Source organism: Bradyrhizobium barranii subsp. apii (assembly GCF_011516635.5).
In the GTDB taxonomy this organism is placed as follows: domain Bacteria; phylum Pseudomonadota; class Alphaproteobacteria; order Rhizobiales; family Xanthobacteraceae; genus Bradyrhizobium; species Bradyrhizobium barranii.
The window spans coordinates 7140914-7157205 of the sequence record NZ_CP096255.1 but is presented as its reverse complement, the minus strand read 5'-3'; the positions used below and the strand labels follow the sequence as shown (position 1 = coordinate 7157205).

Here is a 16292-nt window from a genome sequence, read left to right as displayed (position 1 = left end):
GCGCTAGCGATCGAATTCGAGATGGTGCGCCGGAAGCGCATCCCGGCCACGCTGGTGTGGACTGGCTATGATGGCATCGACGCCCTGACCGAGCGGGCGCGCGCGATTGGCCTCGAGGCCAAGCCGGTCAAGGCGTCGCTCGGCTATGCCGCCGACTGGCCGCTTGAAGCATCGATCGCGGAACCGAAGCGGCTGCTCGACTATGCGTTCCTGATCGGCGCTGCGCCGCTCGACACATCGATCGCTGAGCCCGCGCCGGACGGGCTGGAGCAGGCCGCGATACGGTTCGGCTATCCCGCATGCTGCGCAAGGTCCTGGGCGGACTTTCTTGGGCGCGGCGGAAGCGATCCGTTGGCCGGCATCCTCGCGCGCGCGGACAAGGCGGCCGTACCTGCCCATGTCGCGCTCGCGGTTCTGGGACTGGGGCCGGTGAGACACGCGCCTTGTTCTGCGGACTGTTCCGCTACGCGCGATCTTTCGCGTGAGTTCATCGATCTCGGCCGCCAGCTGGGATTGGCCGCGGAAATGAGTTGGCTCGAAGAGATGGCGGATTGGACGGTGGGTGCGTCGCTTGTCAATGGCGTTGCCGAGATTGCGACGGCCACCTTCCGCTGCACATGGCTGTCCGATGAGGGCACACCGTCGCATCGGCGGCCTCGTCAACGCGCGGCGGCGACGCACCTGGACAAGCGAAAGGCCGCAGCGGTCGAGCCCGCGGACAGCGCCGATATCCTCACCGAGCTCGGCGGCGGATTCGAAGCGACCGGTTTCGAAAACCCCTTCGCCATGCGCTCGCGCTTCAGCACGGTGGTCTGGGAACAGACCGCCGCGCTGCGCCGCGCGGGATCGGCCGTGCATATCGGATGCGGCGATGGCTTGCTGCTGGAATTGATCGCGCAGACGAGGCCAAAGCTGAGATTATACGGCACCGAGGAAAATGCCGCGCTAGCTGAAGCCGCGCGCCGGCGCCTGGGTGCGTCATTGCCCGTGCTCGGCGGGACCAGCATCGCGGCGATCGCGGCGCTGTCGCGTCTTGCACCAGATGGCATCGACCTCGCTTTCGTCGATCCGGAACGGCTTGGCGGCCGCGAAGCGCTTGCCGCTGTCCGCGCGATCGCGAAATCGGTGATCGTGATCGGCACCGACCGCTCGCTGCACCGGCTTGGGGATATGGACACGCTTGCGGCATCGATGGGGCTTGCCTTGCTGCCTGGACGCGCAGGGCGAGTCTCCGCGGCCCTCTCGGCGACGAGTGGTCGTCCGCACTGACCGGTTCGAAGGAGAGATCGCCATGGACGCGACGTCGATTGACTGGGAACGCACGGCACGACCGCAGGCCGACGGCTACGATACCGCGGTCGCCCTCGGCCTGATCGACATCGAGCCGACGCCCTGGCGGCCGCTGCCGCCGCAGCGTCCCCCGGTGAACGGTGCGCCGGCCATCGCGGAGGGCAGGGTTGTCCTGCGCACGGAGGATCCGCTGCTGCCGGCGCCGCGGTTTGTCCCCGACGCGCAAGCCGTCCCTGCGCTGGAGCAGGCGCTGCATTACGTCCGCCGCTGGCCGCTCGCTGCGAAACAATGGCCTGATATCGTGCACACCATCCAGTGCTATCACGACACCGAGCAGCCGACCGAGGGGCCCGGCCGGCTCGGCTCGGCCAGCCACTCGGTCGACGCGCGGTTCGGCGTCATCGGCCTCACGGTCAATTGCCCGCTCGCGACCGCGCAGGCGATCGTCCATGAAATGGCCCATCACAAGCTCCGGGCATTCGGCGTCGCCAACGAGAATGCGATCCGGATCATCAGCAATCCGCAGGACGAGCTCTATCCCAGCCCGATCGTGGTCGACCGGCCGCGTCCAATGACCGCAGTGCTGCACGCGCAATATTCGTTCATCCACGTCACCCAGCTCGACGTGCACATGCTGGAGCAGGAAGACGACCCGCAGGTTCGCAGCGACATCCGCGCACTGCTCGCGCGCAATGCGTCGCGGATGGAGCAGGGGTTCGAGACCCTGCGGCAGCATGCCCGCACCGATGCGGCCGGCCGGGCGTTTCTCGGCGCGTTCTTCGCCTGGTGCAGCGACGTCCTGGCGAGCAGCCGGACGATGCTTGCCAGCGAGCGCGTCTGATTGCCCGCTCTGCCCAGGACCGGGTTCCAGCCCTAAACGCCAGCTACGCGGTTTGAGGCGACTTTCGGCTGTGAATGCCGGTTCCACGGCCGATCGGCGCTGCATTGCGGCGACAGTTTGTCCTTTTTACCGGGGTGCAAGACGAACGCGCTCTGGTACACTGGGACGAAGCAAAAAGGGATTCCATGAACGTACCGCAGCGCTGCAACGTATTGATGCTCTATCCGCTGTTCTTGGCGGAGTCGTTCTGGAGCTTTGGCGAATCCTGCGAGCTGATGGGTGTGAAGCGACCCGCGGCCCCCCTCGGCCTGATCACGGTGGCCGCGATGCTGCCGAAGGACTGGACGGTCCGGCTGATCGACTGCAACACCCAGCCCCTTGGTGACGAGGATCTCGCCTGGGCCGATGTCGTGTTCACCGGCGGCATGCTGCCGCAGCAGGCCGATACGCTGCGCCTGATCGAACTCTGCCGCGCCGCCGGCAAGCCGGTGGTCGTCGGCGGACCCGATCCGACGTCGAGCCCCCATGTCTACGAACGGGCCGACTTCCGGGTGCTCGGCGAGGCCGAAAGCGTCATCGACGAGTTCATCGCGGCCTGGGAAAGCGGGGCCCGCTCCGGCGTCTTCACTGCGCCGAAATTCCAGGCCGACGTAACAAAGACGCCGGTGCCACGCTTCGATCTCCTGAAGTTCGAGGACTATCTCTACCTCGGTGTGCAGTATTCGCGCGGCTGTCCGTTCACCTGCGAGTTCTGCGACATCATCGAGCTCTACGGCCGTGTGCCGCGCACCAAGACGGTCGAGCAGATGTTCGTCGAGCTCGAGACGCTCTACCGGATGGGCTACCGCGGCCATCTCGACTTCGTCGACGACAATTTCATCGGCAACAAGAAGTCGCTGCGGCAGTTCCTGCCCCAGCTCGCCGAATGGCAGCGCGCGCACGGCTATCCCTTCGAATTGTCCACCGAGGCCTCGGTCAACCTGGCCGACGATCCCGAGCTATTGGAGCTGATGGGCGCGGCCAATTTCTTCGGCATCTTCGTTGGCATCGAAAGTCCGGACCCTGCAACGCTGGTCGCGATGCGGAAGAAGCAGAACACGCGGCGCAACATCGCCGAGAGCATCCACAAGATCTATGCCGCCGGCATGCTCGTCACCGCGGGCTTCATCGTCGGCTTCGACACCGAGAAGGTCTCGATGGCGGAAGCGATGATCGATTTCATCGAGGAGGCCGCGATTCCCGTCGCCATGGTCGGCCTGCTCTATGCGTTGCCGAACACGCAGCTCACGCGCCGACTCGAGCGTGAAGGCCGGCTGCATCCGGGCCACGATCTGGCGCCGACCATCGGCGCCGATCAGTGCACGGACGGCATCAACTTCGATCCGGTCCGCCCGTTGCGCGACATCCTGACGGACTACAAGCGGGTGCTGGAGCACATCTACAGCCCCGCCGCCTACGCAGGACGCGTCGACCGCCTGATGACGCTGCTCGACCGATCCAGGCAGCGCCCCGAGCTCGCCGAGGGCGACATCCGCTCGCGGGTCGGGGCGATGGAGACGGTGCACCGCGTTGTCACCGCCCTTCCCGAAGCGCGCGGGCCGCTGTGGCAGACCTTCATGAACTGCGCCAAGCGCGACACGTCATCGGCACGGATCGCGGTGCAGATGATTGCCGCCTATGCGCATCTCGGGCCGTTCTCGCGCAAGGTCATCGAAGCCATCGACGGGCGCCTCGCTGCGCTCGATGACGAGACGGTCATCCCGACCGCTGCGACGCTCGACACCACCGCAGCCCGGCACCTGGCCTGAAGGCTTACTTCACCGCCAGCCGCAGGAAGCTCATCACGCTGCCGAGCGCGGCGAAGCCGGCGCCGAGCGCCAGCGCGACGGTCGCACCATCGTGACCGGCCAGCGCGAAGCAGAGCGCCGCGAGTGCGGCTCCCGTCGTTTGCCCTGTCAGCCGCGCGGTGGCGACGATGCCGGAGGCGCTGCCGCTGCGGTGCGGCGGCGCGCTCGACATCACGGCCTTCATGTTCGGCGCCTGGAAGAAGCCGAACCCCATGCCGCAGATCACCATCCGCCAGATGATGTCGGGGATGGCAGGATTGGACGGAAGCATCGCGAGCAATGCCATGCCGAGGCCGAGCAGCACGAGCCCGATGCCGCCGAGCAGGCCGACCGCATGCCGGTCGGACAGGCGCCCCGCGATCGGCGCCATGATGCCGACCACCAGCGGCCAGGGCGTCATGAAGAAGCCGGTCTCGACCTGCGAACGCCCGAGCACGTCCTCGAAATAGAACGGCAGCGAGACGAAGGCGAGGCCCTGCACGGCGAACGAGCACACCGCGGTCGCCGCCGACAGCGCGAACATCGGCCGGCTGAACAGGTCGATCGGCAGCATCGGCGCGGGATGGTCGGCATGCCGGCGCGTCAGGATGAAGCCGAGTGCGAGGGCCGTGATCAGCTCGATGCCCACGATAACAGGCGACAGATTGTGCGCGGCGCTACCGATGCCCGTGATGAACAGGCCGAGGCAGGCGGACGCCAGGACCGCGCCGAGAAAATCAAAGCCGTGATCGGCGCGCGGCGTCTTCGGCAGCATCGCATAGCCGATGCCGATCGCGACAAGACCGAACGGGATGTTGACCGCGAACAGCCACGGCCACGGGCCGAATGCGAGGATGGCAGAGGCGATCGATGGACCGAAAGTGAAGGCGGTTGCGACCACGAGCGCATTGTGGCCAAAACCGCGGCCGAGCATCCGGCCGGGATAGACGAAGCGCACCAGCGCCGTGTTGACGCTCATGATGCCGCTGGCCCCCAGGCCCTGCAGCGTGCGCGCGACCAGCAGGCTGTCCAGCGACCATGCTACCGCGCAGAACAGCGAGGCGATGGTGAACAGGATCAGGCCGCCGAGATAGATCCGCTGGTGCCCGACGATCTCGCCGAGCGCACCGAGCGGCAGCAGGGTTGCCACCAGCGCGATTTGGTAGACGTTGACCACCCAGACCGATTGCTCCGGCGTGACGTGCAAATCGGCGGCAATGGCTGGCAGCGCGATATTCGCGATCGCGGTGTCGAGGGAGGCCATCGCCAGCGCGGTGAAGATGGCGGCGATCGCCCAGCGCCGCTGCGTGGCCGGAAGGCCGTCGGCAATGGGATGGTCGGGCTCGCGCGCGGCGGCAGGTAACGTGATTGTCATTGCCTGGCGCGTTGCTCCGGCGGCGTGGTGAAAGGGGACTTTCGGCATGTACTACGCCGAAGGCCGCTTCCACAGGCATATGCTTGCATGCTGTGTATGCGCGAAGGTCAGGCGATGCGGCCGGCGGCTGGCGTATGATCGCGCCAGCTGCTGCAATCTTGGGGGATCACCATGCAAATCGTCGTTCTGCCCGGTGACGGCATCGGACCGGAGATCACGACCGCGACATCGGGCGTGCTGCGCGCGGCCTCCGAGCGCTTCCAGCTTGACTTGCGGCTCGAGGAGCACGCGGTCGGGCATGCGAGCCTGAAACAATTCGGCACGACGGTGCGCGCCGAGTTGCTCGACATCGTCCGCGCCGCCGACGGCCTGATCCTGGGGCCGACCGCGACCTTCGACTTCAAGGACGAGGCCCATGGCGAGATCAACCCGTCCAGGCACTTTCGCAAGAGCCTCGACCTCTACGCCAATGTCCGGCCCGCGCGCACCTATGCGGGGCGGCCCGGCCGGCTCGGCGAGTTCGACCTCGTCGTCGTGCGCGAGAACACCGAAGGGTTTTACGCCGACCGCAACATGGAGCAGGGCAATGGCGAGATGCTGGTCACGCCAGACGTCGTGATCTCGCTGCGGCGGATCACGCGCCTCTGCTGCGAGCGCATCGCGCACGCCGCCTGCCGTCTGGCAATGAAGCGGCGAAGACATCTGACCATCGTGCACAAGGCCAATGTGCTGAAACTCGGCGACGGCATGTTCCTCGACATCTGCCGCGCGGCGGCAAAGGGCTATCCCGGCCTCGAAGTCGACGACATCCTGGTCGACGCCATGATGGCGCATGTCGTGCGCAACCCCGATCGCTTCGACGTCATCGTCGCCACCAACATGTTCGGCGACATCCTGTCCGATCTCACGGCCGAGCTCTCCGGAAGCCTCGGCCTCGGCGGCTCGCTGAATGTCGGTGATCGCTTCGCCATGGCGCAGGCCGCGCACGGCTCGGCGCCTGACATCGCGGGACAGGACGTCGCCAACCCAGTCTCGCTGATCCTGTCGACCGCGTTGCTACTGGCCTGGCACGGCGAGAAGACCGGCGCCGTCCGCTACGAGGAGGCGGCGCGTGCGATCGAAGCCGCGGTGGCGAAGGCGCTTCGCGAGGGCAGAGCGACGCGCGACGTCGGCGGCAAGCTCGGCACCATCGCGGCAGGTGCTGCGATTGCGGAGATCTTGCAGGCGGAGTGAGAGGCGCTGCGTGTCCTTCGCTTTTTTGGGGGGCAACACAAAAACTCGAAAAACAACCCCATGCACAGTAGAAGGCTCCTTGATCGATAAGGGATTTTCGGAGCGCGTCGCGACGACCTTCGTGACAGTGATCACGTTGACCCGTCGGGCAAAACACTGGCATGATGCTATCGTGCCAGCGGGCGGGGACAAGGGCGCATTCTCATCATGCGCGACGTCCGCTTCCTGACGTCCAGTGGCCCGTCTCCTCTGGCCAGCTTGAGCCAGATCAAGACTCACCCTGCGGCGCCGCCGGACCTTTCCATCAACGCATCCATGGAAAGGGCGGCCCATATGACAACCCTGCTCAGGGAAATCCGGGATACACCTCTGCTCTGGATGCTGGTCTTCGTGCCCATCGTGCTGGTGGCGGAGGCGGTCGCCCCGCATTCCCATACGCTGCTGTTCGTGCTCGCCGTGCTTGCGATCGTGCCGCTGGCGGCGCTGCTCAGCCACGCCACCGAAGCGGTCGCGGCCAAGACCGGCGATGCCGTGGGTGGACTGCTCAACGCAACGCTCGGCAATCTAACGGAGCTGATCATCGCCATCACGGCGCTGCGGGCAGGCGAGTACATGCTGGTGAAGGCCTCGATTGCCGGCGCGATCGTCACCAACGCGACATTCATGCTCGGCGCCTGCCTGCTGCTCGGCGGCCTGCGCTACCATGTGCAGGAGTACAACCGTGCCGGCGCGCGGCTGTCGTCCGGCCTGTTGCTGATGGCAACGGTCGCCCTGCTGGCGCCATCGGCGGTCGCCGACCTCGAGCATCTGCCGCAGGACGGGTCCGTCATTCACACGCTCAGCGTCGGCATTTCAGTCCTGCTGATCGCGGCTTGCGCGCTTGGCCTGTGGTTCTCGCTCGGGACGCACAAGGAATTGTTCGCAAACGCCGATCACGGCGAGCAGGAGGAAGCTCACTGGCCGATCGGGCTAGCCGTTGGAACGCTGCTGGCCGTCACCGTGCTGGTGGCGCTGGTGAGCGAGATCTTCGTGGAATCCGTGCAGAAGGCGGCGGAAACCTTCGGCATGAGTCCGGCTTTCGTCGGGTTCATCATCGTTTCGCTGGTTGGCGCCGTTGCCGAATTTGCAGTTGCCCTTGCCGCTGCGCGCAAGGACCGCCTCGACATGGTGGTCAGCATTGCGCTCGGCAGCGCCTCCCAGATCGCGCTGTTCGTTGCACCCGCGCTCGTGCTGCTCAGTTATGTCGTGGGACCGACGCCAATGAACCTTCAGTTCTGGCCTGGCGCCGTCACCATGGTGATGATCGCAACAGTCACGGCGACCTTCATCACCACCAGTGGACGCTCGGCATGGTTCGTCGGCGCGCTGATGATTTTCATTTATGCGGTGTTTGCGCTGACGCTGTATGTCGTCCCGCCGGCACAGGGGTGAATTGGCTCATCGGAGAATGGCGGCCCGTGGCGAGCCATCCTCCGAAGCGGCGAATACGTTTCCCGCTAGTAGGCCCAGTAGCTGCCGGTGGGCGGGCAATTGTCGCCGCCATAGCCATAGCTGTAGTTGCCGCCGCCATAACCGTAATACGATGCGGCCGGGTAGCCGTAGCCATAGGCGGGATAACCGCCATAGTAGCCACCGTTGTACCCGCCATAGCCGCCGTAATAAGCGCTCCGCGCGATTGCGCCGCCGACGACCGCGCCGGCGGCCACACCGTAACCGAGGCCGCGATAGCCGTAGCCGCGATAACCCCAGCCGCCGCGGTAGCCCCAGCCTACGCCGCGATAGCCGTAGCCGCCGCGCCAGCCGCCGACCCAGCGCACTTCGGTGGTGGTCTGATCGACCATCGATTTCATCGTCGAAAGATGCGTCGGGATCGGCCCGGCCTGAGCGATTGTGCCTGATAGCAGGGCGCCGGCTCCGGCGAGAACGAAGGCACGCAGGGAATTCGAGGATGTCATGATCGATCATCTCCTTGGCTTACGGGCGGCGCTTTCTGCGCGGCCGTAACCATTCCGGGATGGCAATGCCGCGGCGGGTTTGATCTAGATCAAGCGTCGACGGCGTATCCGGCCTGGACCTCGACGGGATCAATGTGCGATGCCGTCGGTAAGCACGCGCAGGCTCCTTGCGGGCGGCTACTTCAAGTCGACCGTATCTTCCGCGATGATTTCTTCGTCGAATCCGGTCGTCCGCAACACGCGTACCGCGGCACGTTTGGCGCCGGCGAACTGATTGCGATCGACGTCCACCTCGGGGGTGGGACGACTCACAGCGATCGTGTCCCACGTCGACCTGTTGTCCGGCTTGACCTGGACCGAGTAGGTTACGCCGGCGACGGGCTGCAATCCGCCGAGCTGGTCGATCTTTAATGGTCGCCGGCTGGCTGCCGCAGCCCCGGCGAGCTCAAGTCCGAAGGTGGCGCCTGCGGCCGGCCCGGGAGGTGCCGCCCCGGCCTCGTACCTGCTGATCTCCTTCCCCTTGAGCTGGAGGCTTACCGACTTCATGCCGCTCACGCGCGGAAGGTCCGCCTGAATCAGACCGACCTCGTTCGGCCGGTCGGGCTCGGCAGACGACCGGCGAATGACGACAGGCTCCCGATAAACTTCCTTGCCTTTGTCGTCGTAGGCCACGAGTTCCACGTCCTTGTCGGTGGCGGCGTCCGACGCGATGGTGGAGACCGACGGGTTCACATACATGATCTTGCCGTCGCCAGCGGTCTTGTTGATGGTGGCGACGACGTGAACGAATGATCCGGTCTTGATTTCGGTCTTCATCGGATCCTCCTAGGCGACCGGCGGACCGAGGGCGTCCTCTTCCAAAAGCCGGGTCATTATCGCCTGGTAAGTGTACGCCGATAGCCACTGGTTGTCTGCATAGGTCATCACGTCGTGATATGTGAGCCCCGGCAACGCAGCGGCCGGCAAGCCGAGTTCGTGATCCCCGGTGTCGACACCGACATATTTGTTGTCCGGCTTGCTGATACAGCCGTTCTCATAAGGGAATGTCGGATCGCTCGCGTCCTGCGCGGCGGGGGGAAATCCCGGATGAAACCGGCCGAACGTATGTCCGAGTTCGTGAGCACCGTACCAGTCGGCGTATGACGCGTCGCGATCGCCGGCAAATCCGTTCGGCACGCCCGCGGGTCCGGAAGCGACGGTGTCCGGCTGGGGCGTGCCCGGAATGGCGAACGCCTTTCCTCGCATGAAGTTGTTGGACGCGTTGTCGTCGACGAGACCGTAATAGTGCGTGCGCGGGTCGACGCCGCTGCTCACCTCGCGGCTTCGCAGCGCGGCGATCTGGGCATTGGCGAGATCGACCGTCGAGTCGTCGAACGGCGCGGCAAAATCCGCGTCCACCACCATGTGGGACCATTCGAGCGCGGCGACAGGATAGGCGCGGTTGAGAAACGACTTGAGATACGAAAAGTGGACCGCAGCGGGGGTGACGGTCGTCGTGCCCGCTTTGTATCGAAGACCGATCACCCGGATGCGCAGCAGCGGCGCCGCCGTGAATGTTACGGGCGCGATGTTGAACGCCGCCGCCGGAAGGTCGCCGCCTCCGGGCTGAAAGATGCGGCTGATGCGCAAGTTGAGTGTGCCCGCGCCGATGGCCGCGGCCGGCAGGCGGAAGTTCAGGCTCTTGTCGATGTCTTCCCGCTGTTCGCGGAGACTGAAGGGCGAGCCCGGGTCCACCCGAAGCGAGTTGAGGGCCGGGAGGAACGTGTCGCCTCCGCCGCTCCGGCTCCACGCAATTTCCGCGGTGATCTGACCGGGCTGCGACACCGAAGTCGGTTCAAGATAGAGGCGAACGAGCGTTGCCTTATCGGCGACCAGCGGCACCGAATTCGTCACGTCCTGAACGCACTGGACGATCTCGACGCCGCGCACCTGCACGCCGGTCTGCGGTTGAGCAAGGCCGAGCGGGCGGCGCTTGCGAGGTTTGAGTCTGGGAACGCCCGAGCCGCGATGCACGCACATCATGCACATGGTGTTGTTCCGGCTTTGATGACCCGTAACGCGAGCTTCGCTTTGTCGCGTGGACTTTAGGTCTACATTGATACTATACTACTCGCTATAATTGAACAAAGCCAACCCTGCGGATCGGTCATTTGGACGCAGCGCGGTTGACATAGCCTGTTGTCGGAGCCGGTCGCGAAAGGCCCCCCGCACAGCAAGTTCTGCGGCGAATTATTTGCGCGGAGGACGTTCGATGCTGCATCGCTTTCAGTCGCGTGGGCTCGGCGCGGCAGCTGTTCCGCAGAGCACCGCGCCGCCACGTTCGGAGTTCGAGCCGATCGAGGACATCCGCGCCTCGTTCATCGACAAATTCCAGAGGCGGCGGATCGAGGCCGGCGAGAAGCCCGCCGCCGTGAGGCGCAGCCTGATCGGACAGCCGATGGATGAGCCGGAGCATCCGCGCTGATGGTCTCGCGGTAAGTCTCGTGCGACGCCTCCGTTTTTGGACAATCCCTTTTGATATCGAGGTCAGACGATGATCGATCCAAACGCAATTGCAGCGTTGAAAGTCTATCCGCCCATCGGCGTCGCCCGCGTTGGCAACGCGCAAGGCGCCGGCGACTACGTCATCGGCCCCGAGATGATCGGCGGTGCGTCGACCTTGCCCGGCACGACGCCGGAACAGCCGGCTCGCTTTGTCGAGGACTTTCGCACCGCGAACGGAGAGATCAAGCTGCAAGCCGCGCGCTTCCGCATCTACGCCCACATGAAGGACGGCAGCGTGCAGGAGGTGACCGCTGCATCCGCGAAGATCGAGTGGCGCGTCTGCATCGCAAACCTCAAGGCCGGCTGGTACGAGTTCAACCAGGCAATGGACCTCGGCCCGCTGAGCCAGAACGCGTTGCAGCGAAATCGCGAGCTGGTTTTGCCGGACGCCAGGTGGAAGCTCGACATCACGCCACCCCCGCGAAGCATCGTGGGGCAGGGGGCTGGCCCGATCAGGCTGGACGATGGCGCGTTCTGGGCTTCGCCGGTCTATCTCGGCGAGCTTCGTACCGACGAGGAGGGGCGGCTGATCTTCCTCGGCGGCAATGGAGTTTCGCGGCCATTCCGCAAAGGGACCCGGCCCCTGACTTTCGCTAACAATCCAGGTTGGCACGATGACGTCAGCGACGGGCCGGTGCGGGCGCAAGTGACATTTGCGGGGCATGCACCGATCGATGCGGAGCCCGGCTATGTCTGCGTTACACCGCCGAATTACGCGCCGGGGCTGTTCGGTCTCGTCACGATGGACGACGTGGTGCGGGAGGTGTTCTACGACAAGGGCTGGATTCCACGACCGGTCAAGACCTCGTTCGTCAACGACGTGCAACCGATCTTTCAGCGCCTGACCGGACTGCAATGCGTCAACCACGGGCTCTTCGTCGTTCATGGCTTTGGCTCGCCGCTCGACGCGCAGAATGCGCAAGTCCTCGCCAAGCTCAACGACACGTCTGCTGCGAATGCGGCGTGGCGCACGGCCGTGCTGGCGTTGTTTCGCGATCCAGGCGCGGGCGGCGCACTGATCGAAGATCAGATAGCGCAGGTGTTCGGCGATGCGGTCGACCAATTCTTCGAAGGTCCGCCGAAGCCTTCGAATTCGCTGCTTGCCGTGACGAAGACCCAGTACGCGCACCTCAAGCGTTGGGCTGCTGGAACATTCGACGCCGACGGGCCGTCGCGCCAGCCGCCGCAGCCGCAGGACTTCGATGCCCTGGCTCCCGAGGTCCAGGTCATGCATCTCGAGCGCGCATCCTTGCACGATTGTCTCGGCGGCCCATTCCATCCCGCGATGGAGATGACATGGGTGATGCGGATTCCGCTGATGTGGGCATCGGCGTATCGGCTGAAGGTCCTGGCCGGCGAGCAACCAGCGCGGCAGGACTTCGGGGGTACTCGCACGCCGGCGGTCTGCACCGGCGCGAATGGTCCGCACGACGGTGTTGCCGCAGGCTGCCTCACCCGTTTCCTCGGCGTGCCCTGGCAGACCGATCATACCTCGTGCAATTCGGCGGCCGACTACTTCCCGTCGACGTTCCTGTCGATGCCGACGTTCTGGGGACCGCGTGCCCCGGATCAGGTTCTGGCAGACGGAAACTATCTGCGTGCGGCCGCCATCGCGCCTCTCGGCCAGGCGACGCAACAGCAGACCTTCAAGCACCTGATGAACCGGGTCGACTGGTTGCGCGACATCCGCGGCAACGATTACTATGACCGCCTGTCGAACATGATTGCGGAATGGTCCGAGCTCGGCATGGTGTTGCCGGTGAAGAACGCGCCTGCATCTCTGCCGGTTCAGGATCTGCGGGTCGAGCAGGGACGCCGCGACAGCAACGGGCCGATCGATGTCACGGCCGATCCGAAGTACCACGCAGTCGAAGACATGGAGAGCCTTTTCTTGCCGCAGACGACAGCGGGCCTGGCGCAGCGGCGCGGCGCACGCAAGACGGCTCCCCCGCCGAAGCGGACCTATCGCCCGGGCGAGATCTGACCTTGGACGTGCTGCGCACCGACTGTCTCGTGGTCGGCGCGGGGCCTGCCGGCCTGACCGCCGCACGCCTGCTGGCCCTTAGGGGCCGCACGGTTATTGTCGCAGATTCCGGCGTCACGCCGACGACGCGGCTCGAGCTGCTTGCTCCGGCCTCGCTCGTCACTGTCGCGGCGGTAGGACTTGAACATCTGCTTGACGATCCGGCGATCGCCCGAGCCTGTCTCGGGATTCGGCGAACACACCGTTCGGGCGCGTCGGACTACGAGGACTTTTTGCGTCATCCCTGCCGCGTCGGGTATGTGGTTGATCGCGCCCGTTTCGACGAGCGCCTTCGCGACGAGGCTGTCGCTGTCGGGGTTACATTTTGCGGGCTGCGCGCAATCGGCGTCACGCCGGACCGCGGCGTTATCTGTCGTGCGAGTGATAGCGCTGGGGCGAAGCTCGTCCTTGCGGAGATCGTTGTCGATGCAACGGGGCGCGCCGCCGCGATTGCGCGGCGCCGGGGCGCGCGCGTGGCCGTCCGGGATCGCATGGTCGCCGAACTGGTCGAGGATGCGGCTGATGGCGCGCCGGCCGGTTCCGCATCGTGGCTCGAATACAGCAGCGATGGACCGACCTGGTCTTACCGCATCCGTGGGCCGCGAGGGCGTGTGCAGACTTGGCGCATTCGCAGGTCCGGCACACCGGCTGGAGATGCGCTGCTCAGCGTGGACGCGTCTGCTTGCCTCCTCTCGGAGGCCGCGGGCGAAGGTTGGATTGCAGTGGGCGATGCGGCGATGGCGTTCGATCCGATTGCCTCTCAGGGCCTGTTCAACGCATTGTCGTCCGCTTTGGTCGCGACGGGTGCGCTGTTGTCGGCCGATCGGCTGAGCCCGACCTCGGCGCGATTGTATTCCGACGCGGTCGCCACAACATTCCTTCACTGCGAAGCAGGCCGCATCAGCGTCTATGGCTCCATGCCTCCGGCGCCGCAGTCATGGGCCGATCCGGCAAAAACGATCGCGCAATGAAGCATGATTTCGCAGGCCGATCGGGCTCCGAAGCCCGCTCCACGCTTTTCGGGATGATCCTCTAACCCTGCAGCCGGGGAACGAGACGTGCCGCGTTCTGATGGCCGATCGCGTCGAGATCGTCTGTCGAGAGGCCAAGCTTCTGCAACTGCGCGAACTGGCCAAGGCTGAAGTAAGGATAGTCGCTGCCATAGGTGATCTGGGAGGCGGGTACGAGCTTGAGCAGCGCGGCCATGGAGGGCGCGAAAGTCGCATTCGCGGTGTCGTAGTGCAGCCGGCGTAGCTCGCCTTCGATTCCTTCCGGCGCAAACTCCTTCAGGTCGGGCCGCGCCCCATAGAACGAATTGATGCGCCCGGCCATCATCGGAATCGTGCCGCCGGCGTGCGAGAACAGCCATTTGATGTCGCGATGGCGGGCGAATGCGCCGCTGAGCAGAAGGCTCGTCACGGTGCGTGTGGTGTCGTGCGGGACTTCGATCACCGCTGGAAACGTGCCGACGCTGAGCGCGCTACAGCAACTCGCGACCAGCGGATGCACATAAACGATCGCCTTGCGACGGTTCAGCTCCTCGAACACCGGGCTGTAGGCGACATTGCCGAGCCATTTGTCGCCGTAGCTGCTTTGCAGCCCGATCCCGTCCGCCTTCAGCGTGTCGAACGCATATTCGATCTCCCTAAGCGTGGCATCGACGTCCTGCATCGACAAGGTCGCGAACAGGCCGAAACGGCCCGGATGGTCGCGCATCATGTCCGCCGCGTACTCGTTGCAGGCGCGCGCGAGCCGGCCGGCTTCCGCCGGCCCAAGGTCGAACCACACGCCTGGCGTGGAGGCGACCGACAGGATGCCTGTACGTATGCCATTGCGGTCCATGTCCTCGATGAGCTTCTCGCGGGTCCAGGCCACCTGGCCGGGAAAGTGCGGCTGCTTGCGTGCGTCTTCGTAGCCAAGCCAAAGCTTTTGATATTCAGGCGGATAGAAATGAAGGTGCGTGTCGATCAGCACTGGCCTGGTCTGTCCGTGCACCGCAACGGCGGGGACGGCCGCGGCCAGGCCAAGTGCACCAACGCCCGCGAGGAAGCCGCGGCGCGACGAGGGCGGGCCGTAGCAGGTGGGGCAGGCGTGATGCCCTCGAGATTTTTGATCCCATTTGTTCATGTCGCACGTCTCCCGTGACGAACTGGCAAAGCCAAGGCCTGTGGTGCTTCTATCGGCAGAACGTTTCGTCCTCCGCTGTCTGTGGTGCGGCCGCAGCGGGGCAATGATTGTTGGGGATTGGAATACGCCGATTTTTCGTCGCCGAACGATGCCTCGCGTCACGCCTGTGCATCGCCGCCGCAACTTTGTGTGAACGCCTCTCCAATTCTCCCGCGAGATGCTCCCTGATGTCGCGAGGTTGACCCGTCGGGCGAAACACTGGCAAAATGCGATGGCGGCGAAGATTTGCGATGACCGCAATCACTTTCAGTGAGTAGATCGATGAAGTCTGACAGGGATGGCATCAACCTCGCGGCCAAGCCAAGCGGAACGGGTTGCGTGGAATGCTCGGCTGCTGGCGGATGGTGGTTTCATCTTCGCAGATGTGTCGAATGCGGTCACATCGGCTGCTGTGATACGTCACCCAATCAGCATGCAACGAAGCATAACGCGGCGACGGGTCACCCTGTTATCACGAGCTTCGAGCCGGGCGAACGGTGGTTTTTCGACTATCGCACGGGACAGCCCTTCGCGGGCCCGAAGCTGCAAGGCCCGCACGCGCATCCGTTGGACCAGCCGGTGCCCGGGCCGGACGGCGCGGTGCCTCCGGACTGGCAATCGCTGCTGCATGAATAGGTCGCAGCCTCTGGCAACTGGTCCATAGCCGACGAGCGCGTTTAGCAGCGGGGCTGCTTCCGGGCATCGCGCGTGAACTCACGGGCGGACGTCTTGCGCGAACTCTCGGCACCCGTGAATCCCCCATTGGAACCCTCACTGGTGTCCGTGGCGCCGGATCAGCGACATTGCAAATGCAACGCGATCCTCGCGAAGATGAAATTCTCACGCAACGTAGCATCGAGATATTGCCCTCCCGACGTTCTGCAGGAGCCTCATTGCGCGTGAGGACTACAGATCGTTTGCGTCGATCGCCGCCGCCTCAGCCGGGCCTTCGCGGATATCGAAAGGAGAACGCCTGTGCAGCCTGCTCTCGACCATCCTGCTTCCACGCCATATTGTTCTATGCCTTCACCACCGACCG

At 65.0% G+C, this 16292-nt stretch carries 14 protein-coding genes; 9 read left to right on the top strand and 5 right to left on the bottom strand.

Going from position 1 to position 16292, the window contains the following annotated elements; genetic code table 11:
* The first annotated feature begins 21 nt into the window (after window positions 1–21).
* The 3 genes from HAP41_RS34370 (at window position 22) to HAP41_RS34360 (ending at window position 3939) form a co-directional block, all read left to right on the top strand.
* Window positions 22–1269, top strand: a complete 1248-nt coding sequence (locus HAP41_RS34370; RefSeq protein ID WP_224580663.1) for a hypothetical protein — start codon at window positions 22–24, stop codon at window positions 1267–1269.
* A gap of 22 nt (window positions 1270–1291) precedes the next feature.
* On the top strand, window positions 1292–2131 hold the full coding sequence (locus HAP41_RS34365; protein WP_166089221.1) for an aKG-HExxH-type peptide beta-hydroxylase: 840 nt from the start codon (window positions 1292–1294) through the stop codon (window positions 2129–2131).
* A 185-nt stretch (window positions 2132–2316) separates the two neighbouring features.
* Window positions 2317–3939, top strand: coding sequence for a B12-binding domain-containing radical SAM protein (locus tag HAP41_RS34360; protein WP_038943609.1), 1623 nt, complete (start codon window positions 2317–2319; stop codon window positions 3937–3939).
* Between the two features lie 4 nt (window positions 3940–3943).
* On the opposite strand, the gene HAP41_RS34355 is transcribed toward HAP41_RS34360, so the two are convergent.
* Entirely contained in the window at window positions 3944–5332 is a 1389-nt protein-coding gene (locus HAP41_RS34355) for an MFS transporter (RefSeq protein ID WP_166105605.1), read from the bottom strand.
* Between the two features lie 171 nt (window positions 5333–5503).
* Here HAP41_RS34355 and HAP41_RS34350 point away from each other — a divergent pair, with 171 nt between their 5' ends.
* Window positions 5504–6565, top strand: a complete 1062-nt coding sequence (locus HAP41_RS34350; RefSeq protein WP_166089225.1) for an isocitrate/isopropylmalate dehydrogenase family protein — start codon at window positions 5504–5506, stop codon at window positions 6563–6565.
* Between the two features lie 333 nt (window positions 6566–6898).
* The gene (gene cax, locus HAP41_RS34345; protein ID WP_166089240.1) at window positions 6899–7996 is read left to right on the top strand and encodes a calcium/proton exchanger; all 1098 of its coding nucleotides are present in this window, start codon (window positions 6899–6901) and stop codon (window positions 7994–7996) included.
* A gap of 65 nt (window positions 7997–8061) precedes the next feature.
* On the opposite strand, the gene HAP41_RS34340 is transcribed toward cax, so the two are convergent.
* The 3 genes from HAP41_RS34340 to HAP41_RS34330 form a co-directional block, all read right to left on the bottom strand.
* Window positions 8062–8520 carry a hypothetical protein gene (locus HAP41_RS34340; RefSeq protein WP_166089259.1) on the bottom strand — a complete coding sequence of 153 codons (459 nt, stop codon included), beginning with the start codon at window positions 8518–8520 and terminating at the stop codon, window positions 8062–8064.
* Between the two features lie 177 nt (window positions 8521–8697).
* On the bottom strand, window positions 8698–9336 hold the full coding sequence (locus HAP41_RS34335) for a hypothetical protein (protein WP_028156983.1): 639 nt from the start codon (window positions 9334–9336) through the stop codon (window positions 8698–8700).
* Between the two features lie 9 nt (window positions 9337–9345).
* On the bottom strand, window positions 9346–10548 hold the full coding sequence (locus tag HAP41_RS34330; protein WP_206706249.1) for a zinc metalloprotease: 1203 nt from the start codon (window positions 10546–10548) through the stop codon (window positions 9346–9348).
* A 223-nt stretch (window positions 10549–10771) separates the two neighbouring features.
* On the opposite strand from HAP41_RS34330, the gene HAP41_RS34325 reads away from it, so the two are divergent.
* From HAP41_RS34325 to HAP41_RS34315, 3 genes are all read left to right on the top strand, one after another.
* Window positions 10772–10984: a hypothetical protein gene (locus HAP41_RS34325; protein WP_166089266.1), complete on the top strand. Its 213-nt coding sequence runs from the start codon at window positions 10772–10774 to the stop codon at window positions 10982–10984.
* Window positions 10985–11053: 69 nt separating this feature from the next.
* Window positions 11054–13048, top strand: a complete 1995-nt coding sequence (locus tag HAP41_RS34320; protein ID WP_166089269.1) for a LodA/GoxA family CTQ-dependent oxidase — start codon at window positions 11054–11056, stop codon at window positions 13046–13048.
* An 8-nt stretch (window positions 13049–13056) separates the two neighbouring features.
* Window positions 13057–14058, top strand: a complete 1002-nt coding sequence (locus HAP41_RS34315) for an NAD(P)/FAD-dependent oxidoreductase (RefSeq protein WP_224580992.1) — start codon at window positions 13057–13059, stop codon at window positions 14056–14058.
* Between the two features lie 61 nt (window positions 14059–14119).
* Here HAP41_RS34315 and HAP41_RS34310 read toward each other — a convergent pair whose 3' ends face one another.
* Window positions 14120–15376: an amidohydrolase family protein gene (locus tag HAP41_RS34310; RefSeq protein ID WP_248577136.1), complete on the bottom strand. Its 1257-nt coding sequence runs from the start codon at window positions 15374–15376 to the stop codon at window positions 14120–14122.
* A gap of 159 nt (window positions 15377–15535) precedes the next feature.
* Between HAP41_RS34310 and HAP41_RS34305 the strand changes: the two genes are divergently transcribed.
* Entirely contained in the window at window positions 15536–15889 is a 354-nt protein-coding gene (locus HAP41_RS34305; RefSeq protein ID WP_166089311.1) for a UBP-type zinc finger domain-containing protein, read from the top strand.
* Window positions 15890–16292 lie beyond the last annotated feature (403 nt).